Raw genomic sequence first — 21,194 nt, forward strand, 5'->3', positions numbered from 1 at the left:
TTCCGGCAGGTCATGTCCACATGCGGACGCATCTCGACCGTCTTACAGGAGCGGGGAAGTGGCAAACGAAACATCAAGCTATGCGCCGGTCGCAAGTGTAAGTCCAGGCGTGCTGCCGGAGGCGAGTCACGCCGCGTCGGCGTATTCTCCAGCGCATGGAAGCCTGTTCAAGGCGCGCGCGGGGTTTCTGTTCGCGTGGCTGTGTTTCGTCGCCATCGCATGGGTGTTGCCGGCGCCGCCCGGTCTGACGCCGCACGGCAGGGCCACCCTGGCCGTGGTCGCGTGGGTGGCGATCGTGTGGATCACCGAGGCGATTCCCGTCGGCGTCAGCGGCATTCTGCTGCCGATGCTGCTGGTGTTGTCCCACGCGGTCACGCCGTTCCCGAAAGCCGCAAGCGGATTTGCCGCGCCGGTGGTGTTCCTGTGTCTTGCCGCCTTCCTGTTCTCCGCGATCATGCAGGCGGCCGGGCTCGACCGCCGTATCGCACTGGTGCTGCTCGACAAACTCAAGGTGCGCTCGGCGAATGGCGTGATCTGGGCGATGTTCGTCGTCAATTTCGTGATGTCGCTGGTGGTGCCGGCGGCCAACGCCCGCGCGGCCGCGTTGCTGCCGGTGACCAACGGCATCGTCGGGCTGTTCGGCGAGAGCGCTCGCGAGCGCAATGCCAGAAAAGCCATCGTGATCCAGACGCTGGTCTATGGCTCGATGATCAGCGGCATGTGCATTCTCACCGCGCATCTGCCGAATATGGTTGTCTCCGGTTTGCTGGAGAAACAACTCGGTGTGCGGATTTCGTATTTCACGTGGTTCCGGCTGCAATGGCCGTACCTCGGCATGTTCGTGCTGACGCAGTTCTGGGTGCAGCACTATTTCAAATCGCGCGGTGTGCCGGTGCCAGGCGGCCGTCAGGCGATCGTCGATGCACGCCGCAGCTTACCGCCGGTAGCCCGTCAGGATTGGCTGGTGCTCGCCGTATTCGGTTTCGTCGCGGTGATGTGGGCAACCGAATCGCTGCACCATCTGCAATCGGAAATCGTCGCGTTGATCGCACTTGCGCTGATGTTCGCACCGGGCGTGCTGCGCTCGAGCTGGAAGGACATTCAGGAACGCACTATCTGGGGCACGCTGTTTCTGCTCGGCGGCGCGCTCTCGCTGTCGTCGGCGATCAGCGACTCGGGGCTCGCGCAATGGGCCGCCGATCACATCTACACACTCGCGCACGGCTATGTCTGGTGGCTGATGCTGGCGATCGTGATGATCGGCACGCACGCGATCCGGATCGGCATGCTGTCGAACGTCGCGGCGGTGACCATGATTGCGCCGATCGCGCTGGCGTTGGCGCCGCGCCTCGGCCTGCATCCGGTGGCTTTCACGCTGCTGATCAGCGATACCGACAGCTTTGCCTACCTGCTGCCCACACAAATCACGGCGGGCGTCATTGCGTATAGCAGCGGCGCCTTCACGACCTCGGACTACGCCAGGGTCGGCGTGGTCTCGGTGCTGATCGCGATTGTCTACGGTATCTGCGTGATGGCGCCGTGGTACGCGTATCAGGGCATGCCGATCTGGAATCCCGCCGCGCCCTGGCCGTTCGCGCACTAATCGTTGCGCGCTTCACTGCATCCTTTGACCAGGAGAAACCGAAGTGAATCAAGACCACGACCACGACCGCGAAAGCATCGAAGCAACGCTCGCAGCAAAGGGCGCCGCGTTGCGCAAGCGCCTCGGCCCGCATGTCGCGCCGACCGGTTTGTATGAGCGTCATAAGGCGCTGCCGTTTGCCGGACGGGTGAACTGCAACGTGACCCGACTCGAAGCGGGCAGCTGGAGCGAAATCGTGCTCGACTATGAAGTCGGCGCGTCAGGCATCGCCGACGGTGCCTGGCTGAAGACGACGTTCAAGTTCTATTCGGATTGGGCGCTGTTTCAGACCAGCGACCCGGCCGCCGCCAACTACATCAGCGCGGAATATCACGCTGCGCCGCTCGTCCCGGGCCAAAGCCCGGCGACCGTCCAGTCGTTGAACGTACGCTTCGATCAGAAGGGGCATGAAAGGCCCTTTCAAAAGGCCGTTATCGTGGATGTCGCCGATGGTTACCTGAACGCCGGCGACCACATCGTGATCCGGCTGGGCGATCGGCGACGTGGTCCAGGTACGCGGGTGCAGACTTTCGTCGAGGATCAGTTCCGTTTCCGCTTCTACGTCGATCCGCTCGGCACCTCGCGTTTTGTCGCGGTGCCGGGGGATGTCGTGATCGACATCCATGCCGGCGCGCCGGCTCAGGTTCTGCTCAATGGGCCGCGTTTTGTGCAGCCGGGGCAATCCGCGCCGTTCCGGCTTTCGTTGCAGGACCGCTGGGGCAATGCCTGCCGCGATGTCGGCGGTGCGGTGCGAGTGCGAGCCTATGACGAGCGCCAGCACATTGTCTACGACCGCGAGTTGCCGCTGCCGGGCGAAGGCTGGGCGAGCATCGCACTCACTGATTTACCGACCACCGCTGGCAGCCTGCGCATCATGGCCCAGGTGCCGTCGCTGCGTGACGTGCGCGCGGCGCAAGCCTACCTGACCGTGGATGCCGCGCTGCCGGTCGCCCGTTCCCTGTACGCGGACTTGCATGTTCACGCACACGATACGGTGGGCACGAACAGTCCGGCCTATAACGCCGCTTATGCGCGTGATATCGGCGGCATCGATGTGCTCGGTTACACCGCGAACGATTTCCAGATCACGGATGCGAACTGGCAACTCGGCGTCGAAACCGTCGAGCAGTTCAACGAAGCAGGGCGCTTCGTCGTCTATCCGGTGCAGGAATGGTGCGGTAGCTCGACGGCGGGCGGCGATCACAACGTCGTTTTTCTCGGCGACGAGCGGCCGGGCTTTCCGTACAACGCGCGGGGCGAACACAACCGCACGCTCGTGTGGAACGAGGACATGAAGGGCGCCGCGGTCGAACTGGGCCGCTGGCCGGTGGATGAACTGTGGGACGCTTACGTGGACAATGCCGCCCACCATCTGGTGATGCCGCATGTGGGCGGCCGCCGCTATATCCCTGACTGGCATCATCCGGAACTCGAACGGCTGGTTGAAATCGCGTCGACGTGGGGCCATTTCGACTGGCTTTATCGCGACGTGATCGCACGCGGTTATCAACTCGGCGTGGCGGCGAGCGGCGACGAGCATCGCGGCCGGCCCGGCGGCGGTGCGCCCGGCGTCAGCGTGTTCGGCGTGCATGGTGGGCTGACCGGCGTGCTGTCCGATTCACTCGACCGGCGCTCGGTCGGCGAGGCATTGCGCGCCCGCCGGACATGGGCGACCACGGGCGAGCACAGCGCGGCGCTGGTGCGTTGCGGCGAGTTCTGGCAAGGCGATGCCTTCCAGCATCGCGGGCCGGCTACGCTCGACTATCGTTTGCTGGGGCGCGCCGGCTGGGAATACGTTGCCGCATTCGATCACAATGGTTTGCTGGCCGAGCGCAATCTGCACGAAGAGCTTGGCTACGCCGAACGCCTGATCCGGGTCCGCTGGGGCGGCGCGCGGATTCGCGACCGCTATCGCTGGGCGTCCTGGCAAGGGCGTATTCGCATCGTCAACGGCACCATCAATAATTTCGGCGCGGGGGGCTTCGAACATGTGGAGGAGGCCGCGTGGCGCACGGGTGCAACGGACATCGAATTTCGCAGCGATACCTATGGCGACGCCGATAGCATCGAGATCGACGTGAGCAATCTGGCCCAGGCGCGCATTGTGATCGAAGGTACGATCGACGGTTTCGTGAAGGTAGGCGATCCGCTGCAGGGCAATCCGTTTGCGCACGCGCCGACCTTTCACTGGGAAATCAGCGGTGCAGAACTGCTTGCAAGCGGCACCGCGCGGCATGAACTCGGCGGAACCGAACTCTTCCTCGCTGTCGAACGTTTGACGGATCGGCCGTTGCCGGTGGATCTGACGGGGCAGTTCGAAGTTGCACCGCAGAACGCCGGCTTCGGCTTTCGTCCGGTGTACGTGTTCGGCCGTCAGCGTGACGACAGCAAGGTGTGGACCTCGGCCCAGTTCATCACGTTCGATAGATAGCGCGCTTACGCGGTTGCCGCCGCTTCGCGTGGGTGCAGGTGGCGGCTGACGGGGCGTCGCAACCTGAAGTGTTCGCGCAGGGTGCTCCCTTCGTAGTCGGTGCGGAAAAGACCACGTTGTTGCAGAAGCGGAACCACGCCGTCGGCGAAGTCCTGCAAGCCACCCGGCAGAACATCCGGCATCAGATTGAAACCGTCGGCAGCGCCGCCCTTGAACCAGTGTTCGATATCGTCGGCGATCTGTTCCGGCGTGCCGACGACGACACGATGTCCGCCGCCGCCCGCAAGCGCACGGATCAACTGACGCGCGGTGTAGCCGTGAGTTCGCGCCTGGGCGAGCGTTGCGTTGAAGAACGTGTGATTGCCGTTGCCGCCGCCGGGCAGTGAGAGATCGTCCGGCAGGCGCTCGTCGAGTTTCAGCCGGTCGACGCTAATGCCCAATATGCCGGCGAGTCGCGTGAGGCTGTAAGTCCATGGAATCAGGTCGACCAGTTCATCGCGACGGCGCAGGGCCTCGGTTTCGGTCGCGCCGATAATGGTGGTGAGTCCGGGTAGCACGCGAATGGCGTCGCTGCCTCGTCCCCACGCCGCGGCGCGAGATTTCAGTTCGCGCGCATAGGCGGCTGCTTCGTCGAACGACTGCGATGCGGAGAACACGGCTTCCGCGTGCCGGGCCGCGAGTTCGCGTCCGTCAGCGGAGCCGCCGGCCTGGATCAGCACCGGATGACCCTGTGCACTACGCGGCAGGTTGAGCGGACCATCGACACTGAAGTACTTGCCGCGATGGTCGATGCGATGCACCTTCGTAGTATCGATGAAGCGGCCGCTCGCTTTGTCGCCGATAAAGGCATCGTCCTCCCAGCTATCCCACAGCGCTTTCACCACCTCCGTGAACTCCGCTGCGCGCTCGTAGCGTTGCGCGTGATCCGGCACCGCCTCGCGGCCGAAATTGCGGGCTGAGCCGAGATCGGCGGTCGTCACGATGTTCCAGCCGGCGCGGCCCGCACTCAGATGGTCGAGCGTGGCAAAGCGCCGCGCGATGTTATACGGCTCGTTATAACTCGTCGATGCCGTGCCGATTACGCCGATATGCGTCGTGGCCGCCGCAATGCCGGCGAGCAACACGGTCGGCTCCAGCGCGGTAATCGGGCGGAAATCGATCTGATCGGCAATCGAGGCGTTATCCGCGAGAAACACGGCATCGAATTTCGCCGCTTCGGCAATTTGCGCGACACGAACATAGTGAGCGATATCGACGAAGGCGCGCGGATCAGCTTCGGGCGTACGCCACGCGGAAGGGACAAAGCCGGAGTGGAGGATGTTGACGTTCAGATGAAGCTGGCGCAGCCGGTCGGTTCTCATGGTCTTTTCGAATGCGGGGGCAGCCAGCAACGAAGGAACGAACGTTCTGACCGATGCGTCGATTGTCGATGAGCGCATCGTTCGAGACCACGAATGAATTCTGGCATCGATATGCCGGCGAAGACTAAGCACAGGGCAAGCTTTCTCTCTGGTAGCGGCTCGCCATGCACGACGCTTTGCATATGAGAACAAATTGGTTCTCCATACGTCTCGCTCAGGCCGACAATTCTCGATTGATCGATCCATGCCGGTGAAGTCGTTGCATTGATGGGCGCCGTGATGCGGCAGGCAGCCCACCCGGCCGGCAAACGGGGTGTGGAACAGCGCCGCCCATCATTTTCCTTGGACTTCCATGAGCAAACGTAGCGGACACTTGCGCCTCGGCGCTTTTCTCTATCCCTCGGGACACCACATTGCCGCGTGGCGGCACCCCAAGGCGCAGGCGGACGCCGGTGTGAACTTTCGCCACTATGTCCGGCTCGCGCAAGCGGCCGAAGCCGCGAAATTCGATCTGATCTTTCTCGCCGACGGCGTGGGGACACGCGGCGACAACGTCGACTTTCTGAGCCGCACGGCGCACAGTTATGTGGCGCAGTTCGAACCGATTACGCTGCTCTCGGCGCTCGCGGCCGTGACTGAGCGCATCGGGCTCGTCGGCACCGCCTCGACGAGCTTCAACGAGCCGTATCACATTGCCCGCAAGTTCGCGTCGCTCGATCACATTAGCGGGGGGCGTGCGGGCTGGAATCTGGTCACCTCGTCCAGCGAGCATGAAGCAAAGAATTTCAACCGTGACCGGCATTTCGATCACGCCGAGCGCTACGCGCGCGCAGCCGAATTCGCGGAGGTCACTGAAGGTCTATGGGATAGTTGGGACGACGACGCGTTCGTTCGCGACAAGACCGAAGGGCGTTTCTTCGACCCTGCCAAACGGCACGTGCTGGATCACAAGGGACGCTTCTTTCAGGTCAAGGGTCCGTTGAATGTCGCGCGTGCTCCGCAAGGGCATCCGGTCGTCGTGCAGGCAGGGTCGTCCGAAGCCGGCCGCGACCTTGCGGCGAAGACGGCCGAGGTGATTTTCACGGCGCAGCAAACGCTGCAGGATGCGGTGGCTTTTTACGCGGACGTGAAAGGGCGCATGGAGGTTTATGGCCGTCATGCGGACGATCTGAAGATCATGCCGGGCGTGTTTCCGATTGTCGGCCGTACTGAAGCGGAAGCGCAAGAGAAGTTCGAGCAATTGCAGTCGCTCGTTGATCCAAGGGTCGGACTCGCTTTGGTCTCCGGGCTGACGGGTGGGTTCGATCTGTCGGGCTACCCACTCGACGGCCCGATTCCGGAGCTGCCCGAAACGAATGCCAGCAAGAGCCGTCAGGTGCTGACGCTCGAACTGGCTCGCCGCGAGAATCTCACGATCCGCCAGCTCTATTTGCGAGTGGCGGGTGCGCGTGGCCATTGGCAACTGGTCGGCACGCCGGCCCAGATCGTCGATCAACTCGAAGAGCGCTTTGTGAATTATGGCGCGGACGGTTTCAACGTGATGCCGCCGGTGCTGCCGGATGGGTTGACCGATTTCGTCGAACTGGTGGTGCCTGAACTGCGCCGTCGCGGTTTGTTCCGCGAAGATTACGAAGGCCGCACGTTGCGCGAGAACCTGGGATTGCGGCGGCCTGAAAACCGCTATTTTTCCGCGGCCAGTCTCGAATCCGGCGCATAACTTTCCACGATTCGTTATTTCCGTCCTGTACGGCCATCGCCTACGCTGAAACGATAGGCATATGCGTCTGCTGCCGCCACGCGTTGCGTGCCGCGGCGATCGCCTGTTGGTGTTTTCACCGGCAGGGGCGCAGTGCACGGTCGCAGGAAATCGATCTGCGGCCGCTCAACGAATCGTTTTGACGCGAGGGCATGAACATGAGCGATATCGTCATCGATGCACCGGTGTCTGCCGTGACGGTCGAGGCAGAGTTGAACTACCTCGAGTTCAGCGGCGAGAAGCCGGTGTCGTATCAGTACGACCCGCCGCCGGGCGTTCCGAAGCGCAGCGGCGTGTACCGGGCGCATCGGGTGAGCATTTCGAATGCGCGCGTCGCGCCGCCGCCTGGCGCGTTGTCGCTCGACCGTAACGGCTTCGAATTGCATCGGCACGCTAGCGCGTTGAGCGACTTCTCCGATCCGGTGAAGATCGAATCTGTCTACTACCCGGAAGCAGAGCGGTTGCTGAAGCAGGCTACCGGTGCCCGGCGTGTGGTCGTGTTCGACCACACGCTGCGCGACGGCAATCCCGAACGCGGCGAGGGCGTGAGAGAGCCGGTCAAGTACATCCATAACGATCAGACTTTCGTATCGGGGCCGCGCCGGGTGCGCGATCATCTGCCGGCAGGGGAAGCGGAGCAGTTGCTGCAAGGCCGTGTGGCGATCGTCAACCTGTGGCGTCCGATCGGAGAAACGGTGCAGGCGTCGCCGCTCGCGCTGTGCGATTCGCGCAGTATCGCGCTCAACGATCTGGTGGCGTCGGATCTGGTGTATCCCGACAAGGTGGGTGAGACGTATGCGCTGGTATTCAATCCGCGGCACCGCTGGTACTACTTCCCGCACATGTCGCCGGATGAATTCCTGCTGCTGAAGATTTACGATTCGGCGGGGGATGGAATCGCGCGCCTGACGGCCCACACGGCCTTCGACGATCCCAGTTCACCGGCCGATGCGCCGCCGCGCAAAAGCATTGAACTGCGCACGTTGCTGTTCTTTTGAGTGACGGGTTGCGCGGCGGACACGGAGCGCGCGTCTGCTGCAGCATCGCAGAATATGCAATATCGAAAGCGCGAATTCTTGTTTGTTTGTGACGCAGCGTTTGGTTAGCATGCGGCGTTCGGGTGGTTGCCTAGCCTTCGTTCGCCGACGCATCGTTTGACGCGTTATCGAGCGAGGCACGGGCAACGTTTGCCCAGTGCGATTTCACAGCTCTCACGCTTCCGACATGCCAAGCCCTTATGCTCCCAGCGCCGGCCAGCAGGCCGACGGCGTTACACGGCGGCTGGCCACCGCGATTACCCAAGCGTCGCCTTCCAGGGATGCCAGCGCCATTGCCGCGGCAAGACGCGGCGTTCTCGATTTTCTCGCCGCTGCCTTTGCGGGTGCGAGCGACAACGGCTATCAAAAACTCCTGACAGTCAGCGCCAACGACTCGCGTGGCGATGCTGCGGTGATCGGCAGCAGTGCCCGCGTATCGGCGCAACAGGCTGCGTTGCTCAACGGTTACGCCGGCCACGCACTCGATTACGACGACGTGCACAGCAGCGTGCGAGGCCATCCCTCGGCGGTGTTGCTGCCTGCGTTGTTCGCGCTGGCGCAAACACGGGGCAGCAGTGCGCTTGATTTGCTCGGCGCCTACGTCGTCGGAGTCGAGACGATGGCGCGCCTTGGTCTCGCGCTCGGCAGCCGGCACTACGAGCAGGGCTTTCATAACACCGCGACGTTGGGCGCGCTCGGCGCCGCGGCCGCTGCGTCTTATCTGCTGAAACTCGATGCGGCTGCGGTCGAAAACGCACTGGGTCTGGCCGCCACGCAGTCGGCAGGCTTACGGCTGCAGTTCGGCAGCGAAGCGAAACCCTTGCATGCCGGACTCGCCGCGCGTGCCGGTCTGTTCGCTGCTGAACTCGCGGCGGCGGGGCTGCAAGGTTCGCCTGAAGCATTGGACGGTCCGGCCGGTTTTTTCGCGGTGTTCAGCGGGGGCGCGGCACAACCCGAGCGCGTGCTCGAGGCTTGGGGTGCGCCGTGGCAAATCGCGGTTCCGGGCCTGTACTTCAAACCGTGGGCGTGCTGCACGGCGACGCACTACGCGGTACATGCCGCATTGACGTTGCGCGACACGCACCATCTCACGCCGGACGACATAGCCGAGGTGACGGTGATATTTCCGCCCGGTGGCGATACGCCTTTGTCTCGAACCTTACCTTCTACCGGTCTCGAAGCACGCTTCAGCGTTGCCTATGCCGTAGCGGCTGCGCTGACCGATGGTTCGCCCAGTGTCGCCACGTTTGCCGATGTGCCGGCGCGTGACGATCTGATTGCGCTCGCGCGGCGCGTGGCAAGCCGTCACGATGAAACCGCCGCGCGCGCATCGACCGATCCGGCTACGCGCTTCTCGACCGTCGAGATCGTATTGCGCAACGGGACGGTACTGAGCCATAAGACCGACCGTCTTTACAGCGCGGAAGATTTGCCCGCGAAATTCGCGGACGCCACCGGCCATGACGAACGCCTCGCGTTCCTCCCCGCGCATATCGAAACGATGCAGAGCACCGCCGACCTCGCTTCCCTTTTCAACGTCTTCGCGCAGATCCACGTATGAGCACGAATAACAGCAGGTCCCGCAGGCAGATGCGTCTGGGGCTCTTCATCCAGGGGGCGGGACATCACGTCGCCGGCTGGCGGCATCCTGACGCGCAGGCGGGCAGCGAGAATCTCGCGCTGATGCAGCGCATCACGCAAACCGCCGAGCGCGCGAAGTTCGACATGGTCTTTCTCGCCGACGGCCTCACCAGCGGACCCGATGCGCATCCGTCGATGGCGATGCGGCTCGAGCCGCTGTGCCTGCTGTCGGCGCTTGCCATGGGCACGCGCCACATCGGCCTCGCTGCTACCGCATCGACCACGTATAGCGAGCCGTATCACGTCGCGCGCGCGTTTGCGTCGCTGGATCACCTGAGCAGCGGACGGGCGGCCTGGAATGTCGTGACGACTTCGTATGACCGCACGGCGGCGAACTTCACCCGGGGCAATCATCCGGATCACGCGCTGCGTTATGAAATGGCGGGTGAGTTCGTCGACGTCGTCAAGGGACTGTGGGACAGCTGGGATGACGACGCGGTGCTCAAGGACAAGGCGCGCGGCGTCTACTTCGATCCGGCCAAGGTGCATACGCTGGATCACAAGGGGCAGTTCTTCGCTGTCAAAGGTCCACTGAATGCGTCGCGCCCGCCACAGGGGCATCCGGTGGTGATTCAGGCCGGGTCGTCCGGACCGGGGCAGGACCTGGCCGCGCGCACGGCGGAAGTGGTGTTCACCGCGCAGCAGACCATCGAAGAAGCGCAGGTCTTCTACCGCGATCTGAAAGGCCGGCTGCCCAAATTCGGCCGTGAGGGCCAGCAGTTGCACGTGATGCCGGGCGTGTTTCCTGTCATCGGCAGGACGGAGCAGGAGGCGAAAGACAAATACGCGCAATTGCAGGAATGGACCGATACGACTGGCGCACTGTCGTTGTTATCCGACCGGCTCGGACACGACGTGTCGAAGTATCCGCTCGATGGTCCGTTGCCGGAACTGCCGGAGTCCGATCAGTTGAAAAGTCGCGCCAAACTGCTGACCGATCTCGCACGCCGCGAGAATCTGACCTTGCGCGAGCTGTATTACCTGGTGGCGGGCGCGCGTGGGCATCGCATCGTATGGGGCACACCTGTGCAGGTGGCGGACGCGCTCGAAGAGTGGTTCACAGGCGAAGCGGCCGACGGCTTCAATATCATGCCGCCGTATTTCCCCGGCGGTCTCGACGACTTTGTCGAACTCGTCGTGCCGGAATTGCAGCGGCGTGGGTTATTCCGCACCGAATATAGCGGCACCACCTTGCGCGATCACCTTGGTTTGCAGCGGCCTGTGAGCCGTTATGCGCGGCAGTGAGCGGCACGAAGAGGCAGGAAGTAGCAGGAAGTAACGCGCGCGCAAAGCAAAACACGGCGTCTGCTGGGCAGACGCCGTGTTTTTTTAAGCTTGCCTCACCGGAGGCGCCAGTCTAGATCGCGAAGTGACGCAGATCCAGTGCCACCGGTGTGCGGGGCGCAGCCACGTGCACAGTTTCCGGCGCGGCCTGGGTATGCGCCAGAAACTCACGCGTACGCGGACTGACCGGCGCGCGGAACAGCGCGTTAGCCGGGCCGTGTTCGACAATCACACCGGCTTCGGTGAAGTACACCGTATCGCTCACTTCCTCGGCAAAGCGCATCTCGTGCGTGACGAGCACGCAGGTCATGCCGTCCCGCACCAGATCGCGGATCACGGTCAGCACTTCGCCCACGGTTTCCGGGTCCAGCGCCGAGGTTACCTCGTCGAAGAGGATCAGATCCGGCTGCATCGCCAGTGCGCGTGCAATCGCCACGCGCTGTTGCTGACCGCCCGACAGTTCACCCGGATACGCATGAGCCTTGTTCTCGAGGCGTACTTTTTTCAGCAGATCGTAAGCGGCGCGGGTGGCGTCGGCTTTGTCGCGTCCGAGGATGCGCACGGGCGCGACAACCAGATTGTCCAGCACGCTCAGATGCGGGAACAGGTTGTATTGCTGGAACACGAAACCGACGCGCTTGCGCAATTCGATCTCGTCGCGTTCGGAGGCGAGCTGATCGACACGGGTACCGTCGACTTCGATCTCACCTTGCTGGGGACGCAATAGCCCAGTTATACAGCGCAGAATCGTCGACTTGCCCGACCCGGACGGCCCGATGATCGACACGGCCTGCCCGCGGAACACGTCGAGGTCGATGCCCTTGAGCACCGGTGTCGCGCCGAATGACAGATGCACGTCGCGCAGCCGGACCAGGGGGCGCACGTCTTCCGCCGCGGCTGCGGGTGCGAGCGAGACATCAGCTGAAAGCATAGCGTTTCTCAAGAAGGCGGGTAAAGCGCGCAATCGGGTAGCAGTAAGCGAAGAACAACCCCAGTACGGTGAAATAGACGACAACCGTGAAATCCGCCCGCGCCACGGTATTGCTCGCCACCTGCGCGGTGTCCAGCAGATCGTGCACACCCACCAGCGACGCGAGCGCGGTCGCCATCGTGATGCTAGCGTAAAGATTCATCCACGGCGGCAGCATCCGCTTCACGCATTGCGGCAGGATGATCCAACGGAACACCTGGGCGCGGCTGAACGCAAGCGAACGTGCGGCGTCCCACTGCGCATGAGGGATCGACTGAATCGCGCCACGGAAGATCTCGGCGAAGTTGGCACTGGCAGGCAGCGCGAGGCCGAGCGTGACCTTGAACCAGTCGGGAAACGGCACGACGTGCTGGCCGAAGGCGATTTCGAATGGGAAAACGTAGGTCGAAAAATAGATCAGCACGAGCAAGGGGGCATTTCGAAACACCTGCACATAGCTGCGGACAATCACGCGGACGGCCCGGATCGGCGACAGCAGCAAGGGACCTAACGCAAGGCCGGCGAGCGTGCCGAGCGCGATGGCAAGCAGGCTGATTTCGATGTTGACCCAGAGGGATTTGCCCAGCGCCGGCGCCCATGTAATGAGTGCGGCGAGCGCGGGATAGCTCGGGCCATGGACGATCTCGTGTTCGGCGAGCGCCAGCAGAGCGGCGACGCCGACCACGCTGGCAAGCGCAAAGAGGGAGCGGTACCGCCCGTCCCGCTCGGGCAGGGTGATGGATTCAGTGGCCATAGCCGGGCATCCTCAGGCGGACTTCGAGCCAGCGTCCCGCGCGATTGATCGCAAAGGTCAGTGCACCGAAGAACAGGAGGATCAGGATCATCAACTCGAGCACATTGTCGCGCTGCGTCCAGATCATGATCGATGCATACGTGATGTCGCCGACGGCGATTGCGGAGGCAACGGTGGTCATCTTCACGAGGTCGACCATGTTGTTGACGAGCGCGGGCAGCGCAAAGCGTAACGCGAGCGGCAATTGCACACCCCAAAGCCGCTGGCGGCGGCTGAAACCGAGCGACTGGGCCGCTTCGAGCGTGGCGCGTGGCACTGCTTCGATACCGGCGCGCAAGGCTTCGGCATGAAACGCGCCCTTGTGCAGCGAAATCACGATCGCGCTCCAGATGAACGGTGTCAGCGGATTGCCGCCCAGATTGCGCAGTGCCTCGCTGATCAGCATATTGATCACCAGGAAGGCGCAGAACAGTTGCACGAGCGTCGGCGTGTTGCGGGTGATTTCGACGAACACGCGAGCGGGGCGCGCGAGCGCCGGACGCGCTGAAGTGAGCAGCGCAGCCAGCGCCACGCCGGCCGCCAGACTGCCGAGCGCCGTGACGAGCGAGAGTTCCAGTGTGACCAGCATGCCGTGCAGAAACGATGCGAGTTCGTCAGGTGCCAGCACGAAGCTGTAGTTCAGCCCGATCCTGCTGATCGCTTCGACCACGGCCGCGGCGGCCTGCGAGAGCACTTGAGCCGGCGCGCTCATGCACCTTGCGCCTTGTACTTCGCATGCAGATCGAGCACCGCTTGTGAGGGCTGCATGCCGTTCTTGTGCTCGACGTCGATCAGCCAGCCGCTGCGATGCCAGTCCTGCACGATTTTTTCGAGCGCACTTTGCGTATCCGTTTCACCCTTGCGAACCCAGATCACAGACGGCGACGGAATCAACTCGTTCGATACGGGAATCGTGTAGTCCTTCCAGTCCGGATTGCGTGCGACGAGCAGGCGCAGCGTAGGGGCAACGTGGACCGCGGCGACGCAGTTATTGCCGCGCAGCGCGAGCAGCGACTCCGGCTGGCCACGAAATGCCTTCACCTGTGCGCCATATTCTTCCGCGAGCGGCTTCGTATAGTTGCTGCCTTGCGAGACGCACACGGGCTTGCCGCGCACATCGTTCCAGGTCTTGATGCCGCTGTCCTTGCGGGTAATCAGTGCCCCGCCGATTTCCTCAAACGGCGTGGGCGGGTAGGAGAAGAGCTCCGCGCGCTCCTTGGTGACTTCCATATTCGCGATCAGGGCATCGACCTTGCCTTGTTGCAGGAACTGCACGCGATTCGACGGCTGGACCGGCGTCAACTCCACGTCCACGCCGAGGCGTTTCGCGACGTCGTTCGCGAGATCGATATTGAAACCGAGCGGCTTTTGCGTGGCCGGGTCCAGTGAGCCGAACGGTGGCCCTGACAGGATCACGCCGATCACGATCTTGTGCCGCTGATGAATCCGGTCGAGTGTCGTATCGGCGTGAGCGGCGCTGGCGCCCAATGCTGCAACAAGCGTCACGGCGCGTAATGTGCGGAATGCGGCGCGCTGAAGGGTGGGGCGGGTCGGTCGGCTGAACATGAATGGATAGGCTGAAGTCAGGTGAATCCTGATATCGCTCCGGCCGATCGGCGTGACGTTGTTGCTATGAGTCCGCCAGGATTCGCCGGAAGATAAAGTCAGGATGCGATTCGGGACTGCCTATTCTCGGCATGTGCGACGCCAGAAAGAACCAAGGATTTTTCATACCGTTATCTGATTCGCGCATTTATGCAGACATGAGCGTCGTTAAAGCGGCGTAATTGATGTTGGGGCGGATTTGATCGCGTCACGATGGTGTTCGGCAAGCATGACGCGCTGCATCCAGTTGACAGGTAGGCTTCAAATGCAGCACGCCTGCATGCTGTAAAAAACATGCAGGCGTGCAGGATACGGCTAGCGCGTCGACGCTCAGAAATCCAGTCCCGGCCCACCTGCGCCCGGACCGCCTGGCTGGCCCGCTGCCGGTGCATCTTTCGGTGCTTCATGGACGGTCGCGTCGGTGGTCAACAGCAGACCCGCCACCGAAGCCGCGTTTTGCAACGCCGTACGCGTTACCTTGGTCGGATCGAGCACGCCCGATTCGACGAGGTCGCCATATTCGCCGGTTTGCGCGTTGTAGCCGAAGTTACCCGTACCTTCAGCCACTTTCGCGACCACCACGCTGGCTTCTTCACCGGCATTCGTCACGATCTGGCGCAGGGGTTCTTCGAGCGCACGCAGCACGATCTTGATACCTGCATCCTGATCGGCGTTCACGCCTTTGAGTCCGCTGATGGCCTGCTTCACGCGAATCAGCGCGACGCCGCCGCCCGGCACGATACCTTCTTCGACAGCGGCGCGCGTGGCGTGCAGCGCGTCGTCGACGCGGTCTTTCTTTTCCTTCACTTCGATCTCGGTTGCACCGCCAACCTTGATGACCGCCACACCGCCCGCCAGCTTCGCTACACGTTCCTGCAGTTTTTCGCGGTCGTAGTCGGAGCTGGCTTCCTCGATCTGCGTGCGGATCTGCTTCACCCGCGCTTCGATGTTCTTGCTGTCGCCGGCGCCGTCGATAACCGTGGTGTTCTCCTTGCCGACCTCGATGCGCTTGGCTTGACCGAGTTCAGCGAGGGTCGCTTTCTCGAGCGACAGCCCGGTTTCTTCAGCGATGACTTGACCGCCGGTCAGGATCGCGATGTCTTCGAGCAGAGCCTTGCGGCGGTCGCCGAAGCCCGGCGCCTTGACCGCGACGGTCTTCAGAATGCCGCGAATGTTGTTGACCACCAGCGTAGCCAGCGCTTCGCCTTCCACGTCTTCCGCGATGATCAGCAGTGGGCGCCCGGCTTTGGCGACCTGTTCCAGGATCGGCAGCAGATCGCGGATATTCGATACCTTCTTGTCGTGCAGCAGCACGAACGGGTTATCGAGCACGGCAACCTGTTTATCCTGATCGTTGATGAAATACGGTGACAGGTAGCCACGATCGAATTGCAGACCTTCCACCACGTCGAGTTCATCGTCGAGCGACTTACCGTCTTCGACGGTGATGACGCCTTCCTTGCCGACGCGGTCGATCGCTTCGGCAATGCGTTGGCCGATCGATTCTTCGCCGTTGGCCGAGATCGTCGCGACCTGGGCGATTTCCTTGCTGGTCGTGGTCGGCTTGCTGATCTTCTTCAACTCCTCGATGGCGGCTACAACCGCCTTGTCGATGCCGCGCTTCAGGTCCAGCGGATTGAGACCCGCCGCGACGTATTTCTGACCTTCACGCACAATGGCTTGCGCGAGCACGGTCGCGGTGGTGGTGCCGTCGCCGGCGGCGTCGCTGGTGCGCGAGGCCACTTCCTTCACGAGTTGCGCGCCGATGTTCTGCACGCGGTCGGTCAATTCGATTTCCTTCGCGACCGAGACACCGTCTTTCGTCACGACCGGCGAACCGAAGCTACGCTCCAGCACCACGTTGCGGCCCTTCGGACCGAGCGTGACCTTGACTGCGTTGGCCAGAATGTTGACGCCTTCGACCAGTTTCGAGCGGGCGACGTCGCTGAAAATAATTTCTTTTGCTGCCATGTTTGAACGCTCCGTTCGTTATTGAGTGACGACTGCGACGACATCTTCTTCGCGCAGCACGAGCAATTCGTTGCCGTCCACTTTGACCGACTGGCCGGCGTACTTGCCGAACAGCACGCGCTCGCCGACTTTCAGATCGGGCTCGATGCGTTTGCCGTCGCTATCGCGCTTCCCCGGCCCAATGGCGATCACTTCGCCCTGGTCGGGTTTTTCCGCGGCGCTTTCGGGAATGACGATGCCTGAAGCAGTTTTGGTTTCCTGGTCGAGACGCTTGACGATCAAGCGGTCGTGCAAGGGACGTAGGCTCATGGTTCGATTTCCGCGATTGAAATTTGGCACTCGTCGGTGGTGAGTGCTGACCGGAATCGAGTATAGAAAGATGCCGCGCGACGCTCCAATAACGGATTCATCGATCCTTATCGGCGAATGGCATTTCAGAAACACACATATCCATAGCTTGAATCGCTTGTTTTGCGCAGTGTGCCGCGTCCCTATACTGGTCTGTCGCATCGGCCCGGCGCATGTGGACGCCGGTTCATGCTCCCAGGATATATAGCCGGATCAAGCTTGATCCGTGCGTTTCTACAAGGAATGAAGGCATGCAGGTCTCTCAGGAAAGCGCAGCGCGTGCGCGGCTTCAGGCGGCACTCGCCGCATTGCCGGCGCTCGCGAAAGCGATTGGCGAAGATGCCGCGCAACGTGAAGTGCGGCGCGAGTTGCCATTTGACCGTTTCGCCTTGTTTCGCGATTCGGGGCTGAGCGTGCTTCGTTTTCCTGTGGAGTGGGGTGGCCTCGGCGGTTCGCTGGAAGATCTGTTCCATGTGATCGCCACGCTGGCCGCGGAAGAGTCGAATGTCGCGCATGCATTGCGGATTCATTTCGATCTGACCGAGCAGTTGGTGCTGTCCCCGCGTTCCGCCTTCAACGACACGCAGATCGAGCGCGTACGGGCAGGCGCGATCTTTGGCGGCGCGTCGACCGAACTCGGCACGTCGCGACCCGGTGAAATCGTCACCCGGCTGGTGCGCGACGGTGAGCACTTTCGCGTAACGGGCAAGAAATATTATTCGACCGGCACGGCGTTTTCCGATTACGCGCGTATCAATGTGCAAGATGAGAACGACGAAAAGGTATCGATCGTTATTCCGGTCTCGCGTGAGGGCCTGCAGGTACTCGACGATTGGGACGGGATGGGGCAACGCATGACGGCGAGCGGCAGTCTCGTGCTCGACAACGTGCAGGTATTTGCCCATGAAATCGCGACACGCGGCTATACGAGTCTTGCGGGCCGTCATGGCAGCGCGGTACGGCAGTTGCATCTGGTCACTGTTGCGGCGGGTATCGTGCGCAACATTCTTGCGGACGCGCGGCGCTACGTGACGCAATACGGCCGCCCGGTGTTGCATAGCCCGGCACCCTCGGCACGCGAGGACGGTTTTGTGCAACAGGTGGTGGGCGATCTCGCGGCGCACAGCCTCTCAATCGACGCACTGGTGGCGCAAAACGCACGCACGCTCGACCGCTCGGCCAATGCCATCCGCAGCAGCGCCGCCCATGCGGAAGACCTGGTGCTGGAAGGATCGTTGGCGACCGCCAAAACACAACTGGTGGTCAGCAAGCTGGCGCTCCATGCGGGCGAGCGCCTGTTTGAAATCGGTGGAGCATCGGCCACTGGGCGAGCCCACAATTTCGACCGTCACTGGCGCAATCTGCGCACGATCTTCAGCCATAACCCGTTGCTGCATAAAGCACGCGTGGTCGGCGATTACGAGTTGAACGGCGTGACCACGCATCTGACTGAAGGGCGTGTTTTCTGAAGACGGCATTCAGTCTCAGTTCAACGCGACTGCGGCCGCGGCGCTCACCGGCGAACCTTCGATCGCGACCGACTGCGCGCCGTCCGGCCCAACGGGCACATCGCCCACCAGCGTCGTGCGATACAACTGCCGGTCGAAGTCGAGGTCGAAAATATCCGTCGGCGCGAGGTGAGCCGTTGCGCGGTTGTCCCAGAAGGCGACGCTGCCGGCCTCCCATTTGAAGCGCACGGTGAACTCCGGCCGCGTCACATGCTCCCACAGGAGTTCGAGCAGCACCTGGCTTTCGCGCGGCGTCACGCCGACGATCGACTTCAGGAAGCTCGGGCTGACATAGAGCGCCCGCTCGCCCGTTTCCGGATGCACTCTGACGAGCGGATGTTCGGTCACGAGGATGCGTTGTTCGACGGCTTTGACAAACGCTTCCGTGCCACTCGCGCCGGCCGGCGGCGTGAAGCGATGCAGTCCGCGCAGTCCGTCGACGAACGTGCGCAACGGCGCGGAAAGTTTCTGATAGGCGGCCACCAGGCTGGTCCACTGCGTATCGCCACCGTACGGCGGAATCGTCACGCCGCGCAGGATCGACGCCCAGGGCGGATTGACGGCGGCCGTCACGTCGGTGTGCCAACCGGTCCAGGGCCGCAGCACCGCTTGCCCCTCGAAGCGCGTCGCCTTGCGGTACTTCGAGATCGAATAGACCTCCGGGTGACCGTCGACATGGCCGAACACCGGATGTCCCAAGGTCAGCTCGCCAAACTGTGCTGAGAATGCGACGTGCTGTTCGTGCGTCAGGAACTGCTCGCGAAAGAACACGACGCGCCATTTCAGAAGCGCCGCGCGAATGTCCGCGATCTGACGCGCATCGAGTTTCTGTGTGAGGTCGACACCGTGAATTTCCGCGCCGATGTGCGCGGAAAGCGGGGTGACCTGAATCGACTGTACTTCCTGCAATGCGGCTGCGCTCATGGGGCGCTCCTTGTTAAGGGACGGTTTGCGTCAATAACCCGCTGCTGCGGGCGCCTGTTAGGGTTTGTGTATAGGGTGCCGCGCGCGTCACCATGCGAGCCGCCATTCGGTGATCGGCGGACTTGCTACGGCAATGCGCGTGCCACCGTGCGGTGTATCGTCCGCTTGAGGTTCGCGGCGTTCGCCGTCGTGCTCGGCGAAATCGGCCAGCACTTCGTCACGCAAGCGAATGAAGCGGGGATCGGCACGCTCTCGTGGACGCGGCAGCGCGACATCGACGATTCGTTTGATGCGGCCCGGCCGCGGCGCCATCGTGACGACGCGGTCGCCGAGGTAGAGCGCTTCGTCGACGTCGTGCGTGACGAGAATCATCGTGATGCGTTCGTGTTCCCAGATGCGTTGCAGTTCGTTTTGCAAGCGGCCGCGTGTGAGCGCATCGAGCGCGCCGAACGGTTCGTCGAGCAGGAGCACGCGCGGACGGTTCACAAGACCGCGCGCGATCGCCACGCGCTGCGCCATCCCGCCGGACAGTTGATGCGGATACGCATGTTCGAAGCCGTTCAGGCCGACCAGCGCGATGTGCTGCGCGACCGCGTCTTTTTTTTCTCGTGCCGACAGCGGCGCGTTACGCAGTGCGGCGAGAATGTTTTGCGACGCCGTGAGCCACGGAAACAGGCGGTGATCCTGAAACACGATGCCACGTTCGAGCGACGTATCGCGCACCTTTTCTCCGGCGACGACGATATCGCCGGTGTAATCGGTATCGAGTCCCGCGATCAGGCGCAGCAAGGTCGACTTGCCGCAACCGCTCGACCCGAGCACGCTGACGAATTCGCCGGGACGCACCCGCAGGCTGATGTCGTCGAGCACCGCGAGCGGTGTGCCGTCTTGCTGCGTATAGCGCTTGCTGACGCGGAGAATGTCGATGCTTTCGGAAAGCGTGGAAGAACTCATGTGCGGACCCTGATTTCTATTCGGTGAAAATTCAGTGTGTAGGCGATGAATACCGGGTGCGTGTTTATCGCGCGGCTACCTGCGAACGGCGCGCAAAGATCGCCCGTTCCACCGCGCGAGCCAGTGCGTTCAAGGCCCAACCGGTCACCCCGACCACGATCACGCCGAACAGCACCAGGTCCATGCGGAACTGCTCGCTGCCGTCGATCAGCGTATTGCCGATTCCGCTGCCCGCTACCAGCAGATATTCGGCGCCGAGCGTGGCGAGCCACGAATAGATCAGTGCGAGGTAGATGCCGGTGAAGATCGACGGCAGCGCGGCGGGCAGAATGACGGCACTGATGAGTTGCCAGCGCGTGTAGCGGAAGGCGCGTGCGACTTCGATATAGGCGCGCGGCACCGCATGAATGCCGTCGCACGTGTGGGCGGCGACGGGCAGCAACGCGGCGAGTGACAGGAACACCACTTTCGCCGCATCGCCAAGACCGAACCACACGGAGATCAAAGGAATCCACGCAAACAGCGAGATCTGTTTGAACGTGTCGAAACTCGGGCCGATCATGCGCGTGGCGAGCCGCGAAAAGCCGAGCACGCTGCCGAGCAGCAGGCCGCCCAGTGTGCCGATTACAAAGCCGCTCGCTTCGCGCGCGATCGACGCCGAGAGGGCCTTGAGTAACGCGCCGCTGACGATCTGTTGCCAGGCGGTGGCGAGAACTTGCGCGGGACTGACTAGCAAGCCGCTTTTGACGACATGCGCCTCCGAGATCGCCCACCAGATCGCAATGGCGATGATGGGCAGAACAGCACCGCGCCAGTCGACACGCGTAAGCAACGGCCGGCGCGGGCGCGCCGCGCGCTGGAAGGACGCCGGCACGTTGCTGCAATCGCAGGACGTATCGGCCGACTGCTTCGATCCGGCTGGGCGCTTGAAAAGAGTCAGACTCATTGCAGATACCTCATAAGCGGCGC

Annotated in this window: 17 protein-coding genes; 7 read left to right on the forward strand and 10 right to left on the reverse strand. The window is 62.6% G+C overall.

The genetic code is table 11. The annotated features are described in order from the left end of the window. Window positions 1-58 precede the first annotated feature (58 nt). Together PQQ95_RS14420 and PQQ95_RS14425 are read left to right on the forward strand one after the other, a co-directional pair. A complete protein-coding gene (locus PQQ95_RS14420; RefSeq protein WP_408438060.1) occupies window positions 59-1,603 on the forward strand; it encodes an SLC13 family permease in 1,545 nt (514 codons plus the stop codon). Between the two features lie 43 nt (window positions 1,604-1,646). Continuing rightward, entirely contained in the window at window positions 1,647-4,073 is a 2,427-nt protein-coding gene (locus PQQ95_RS14425; RefSeq protein WP_408438061.1) for a hypothetical protein, read from the forward strand. Between the two features lie 5 nt (window positions 4,074-4,078). Here PQQ95_RS14425 and PQQ95_RS14430 read toward each other — a convergent pair whose 3' ends face one another. Beyond that, window positions 4,079-5,434, reverse strand: a complete 1,356-nt coding sequence (locus PQQ95_RS14430) for an LLM class flavin-dependent oxidoreductase (RefSeq protein WP_408438062.1) — start codon at window positions 5,432-5,434, stop codon at window positions 4,079-4,081. Between the two features lie 352 nt (window positions 5,435-5,786). On the opposite strand from PQQ95_RS14430, the gene PQQ95_RS14435 reads away from it, so the two are divergent. The 4 genes from PQQ95_RS14435 (at window position 5,787) to PQQ95_RS14450 (ending at window position 11,113) form a co-directional block, all read left to right on the forward strand. Further along, a complete protein-coding gene (locus tag PQQ95_RS14435; RefSeq protein ID WP_408438063.1) occupies window positions 5,787-7,151 on the forward strand; it encodes an LLM class flavin-dependent oxidoreductase in 1,365 nt (454 codons plus the stop codon). Window positions 7,152-7,348: 197 nt separating this feature from the next. Beyond that, window positions 7,349-8,188: a CmcJ/NvfI family oxidoreductase gene (locus PQQ95_RS14440; RefSeq protein WP_408438064.1), complete on the forward strand. Its 840-nt coding sequence runs from the start codon at window positions 7,349-7,351 to the stop codon at window positions 8,186-8,188. 226 nt (window positions 8,189-8,414) lie between these two features. After that, window positions 8,415-9,788, forward strand: coding sequence for an MmgE/PrpD family protein (locus PQQ95_RS14445; protein WP_408438065.1), 1,374 nt, complete (start codon window positions 8,415-8,417; stop codon window positions 9,786-9,788). Further along, a complete protein-coding gene (locus PQQ95_RS14450; RefSeq protein WP_408438066.1) occupies window positions 9,785-11,113 on the forward strand; it encodes an LLM class flavin-dependent oxidoreductase in 1,329 nt (442 codons plus the stop codon). The genes PQQ95_RS14445 and PQQ95_RS14450 overlap by 4 nt, the downstream gene beginning before the upstream one ends. A 112-nt stretch (window positions 11,114-11,225) precedes the next feature. Here the strand turns inward: PQQ95_RS14450 and PQQ95_RS14455 are convergent, their stop codons facing one another. From PQQ95_RS14455 to PQQ95_RS14480, 6 genes are all read right to left on the reverse strand, one after another. After that, window positions 11,226-12,083 carry an amino acid ABC transporter ATP-binding protein gene (locus PQQ95_RS14455; protein ID WP_408438067.1) on the reverse strand — a complete coding sequence of 286 codons (858 nt, stop codon included), beginning with the start codon at window positions 12,081-12,083 and terminating at the stop codon, window positions 11,226-11,228. After that, window positions 12,070-12,876 carry an amino acid ABC transporter permease gene (locus PQQ95_RS14460; protein WP_408438068.1) on the reverse strand — a complete coding sequence of 269 codons (807 nt, stop codon included), beginning with the start codon at window positions 12,874-12,876 and terminating at the stop codon, window positions 12,070-12,072. Before PQQ95_RS14460 ends, PQQ95_RS14455 begins: the two co-directional genes overlap by 14 nt. Next, complete coding sequence (locus PQQ95_RS14465; protein ID WP_408438069.1) at window positions 12,866-13,627, reverse strand: amino acid ABC transporter permease; 762 nt, start codon at window positions 13,625-13,627, stop codon at window positions 12,866-12,868. The genes PQQ95_RS14460 and PQQ95_RS14465 overlap by 11 nt, the downstream gene beginning before the upstream one ends. Continuing rightward, window positions 13,624-14,481 carry a transporter substrate-binding domain-containing protein gene (locus tag PQQ95_RS14470; protein WP_408438070.1) on the reverse strand — a complete coding sequence of 286 codons (858 nt, stop codon included), beginning with the start codon at window positions 14,479-14,481 and terminating at the stop codon, window positions 13,624-13,626. Before PQQ95_RS14470 ends, PQQ95_RS14465 begins: the two co-directional genes overlap by 4 nt. A gap of 369 nt (window positions 14,482-14,850) precedes the next feature. Further along, window positions 14,851-16,491: a chaperonin GroEL gene (gene groL / locus PQQ95_RS14475; RefSeq protein WP_408438071.1), complete on the reverse strand. Its 1,641-nt coding sequence runs from the start codon at window positions 16,489-16,491 to the stop codon at window positions 14,851-14,853. A gap of 18 nt (window positions 16,492-16,509) precedes the next feature. Beyond that, entirely contained in the window at window positions 16,510-16,800 is a 291-nt protein-coding gene (locus PQQ95_RS14480) for a co-chaperone GroES (RefSeq protein ID WP_007177123.1), read from the reverse strand. Window positions 16,801-17,090: 290 nt separating this feature from the next. Here PQQ95_RS14480 and PQQ95_RS14485 point away from each other — a divergent pair, with 290 nt between their 5' ends. Further along, window positions 17,091-18,308 (forward strand): acyl-CoA dehydrogenase family protein, encoded by a 1,218-nt coding sequence (locus PQQ95_RS14485; RefSeq protein WP_408438072.1) that lies wholly within the window; start codon window positions 17,091-17,093, stop codon window positions 18,306-18,308. 15 nt (window positions 18,309-18,323) lie between these two features. Here the strand turns inward: PQQ95_RS14485 and PQQ95_RS14490 are convergent, their stop codons facing one another. From PQQ95_RS14490 to PQQ95_RS14500, 3 genes are all read right to left on the reverse strand, one after another. Next, window positions 18,324-19,271 carry a TauD/TfdA dioxygenase family protein gene (locus PQQ95_RS14490; RefSeq protein ID WP_408438073.1) on the reverse strand — a complete coding sequence of 316 codons (948 nt, stop codon included), beginning with the start codon at window positions 19,269-19,271 and terminating at the stop codon, window positions 18,324-18,326. A gap of 87 nt (window positions 19,272-19,358) precedes the next feature. Next, window positions 19,359-20,225 (reverse strand): ABC transporter ATP-binding protein, encoded by an 867-nt coding sequence (locus tag PQQ95_RS14495; RefSeq protein ID WP_408438074.1) that lies wholly within the window; start codon window positions 20,223-20,225, stop codon window positions 19,359-19,361. Between the two features lie 64 nt (window positions 20,226-20,289). After that, window positions 20,290-21,171 (reverse strand): ABC transporter permease, encoded by an 882-nt coding sequence (locus PQQ95_RS14500; RefSeq protein WP_408438075.1) that lies wholly within the window; start codon window positions 21,169-21,171, stop codon window positions 20,290-20,292. Window positions 21,172-21,194: the final 23 nt, after the last annotated feature.

The sequence above is a fragment of the Paraburkholderia caffeinilytica genome, from assembly GCF_046030355.1.
Taxonomy (GTDB): Bacteria; Pseudomonadota; Gammaproteobacteria; order Burkholderiales; family Burkholderiaceae; genus Paraburkholderia; species Paraburkholderia caffeinilytica_B.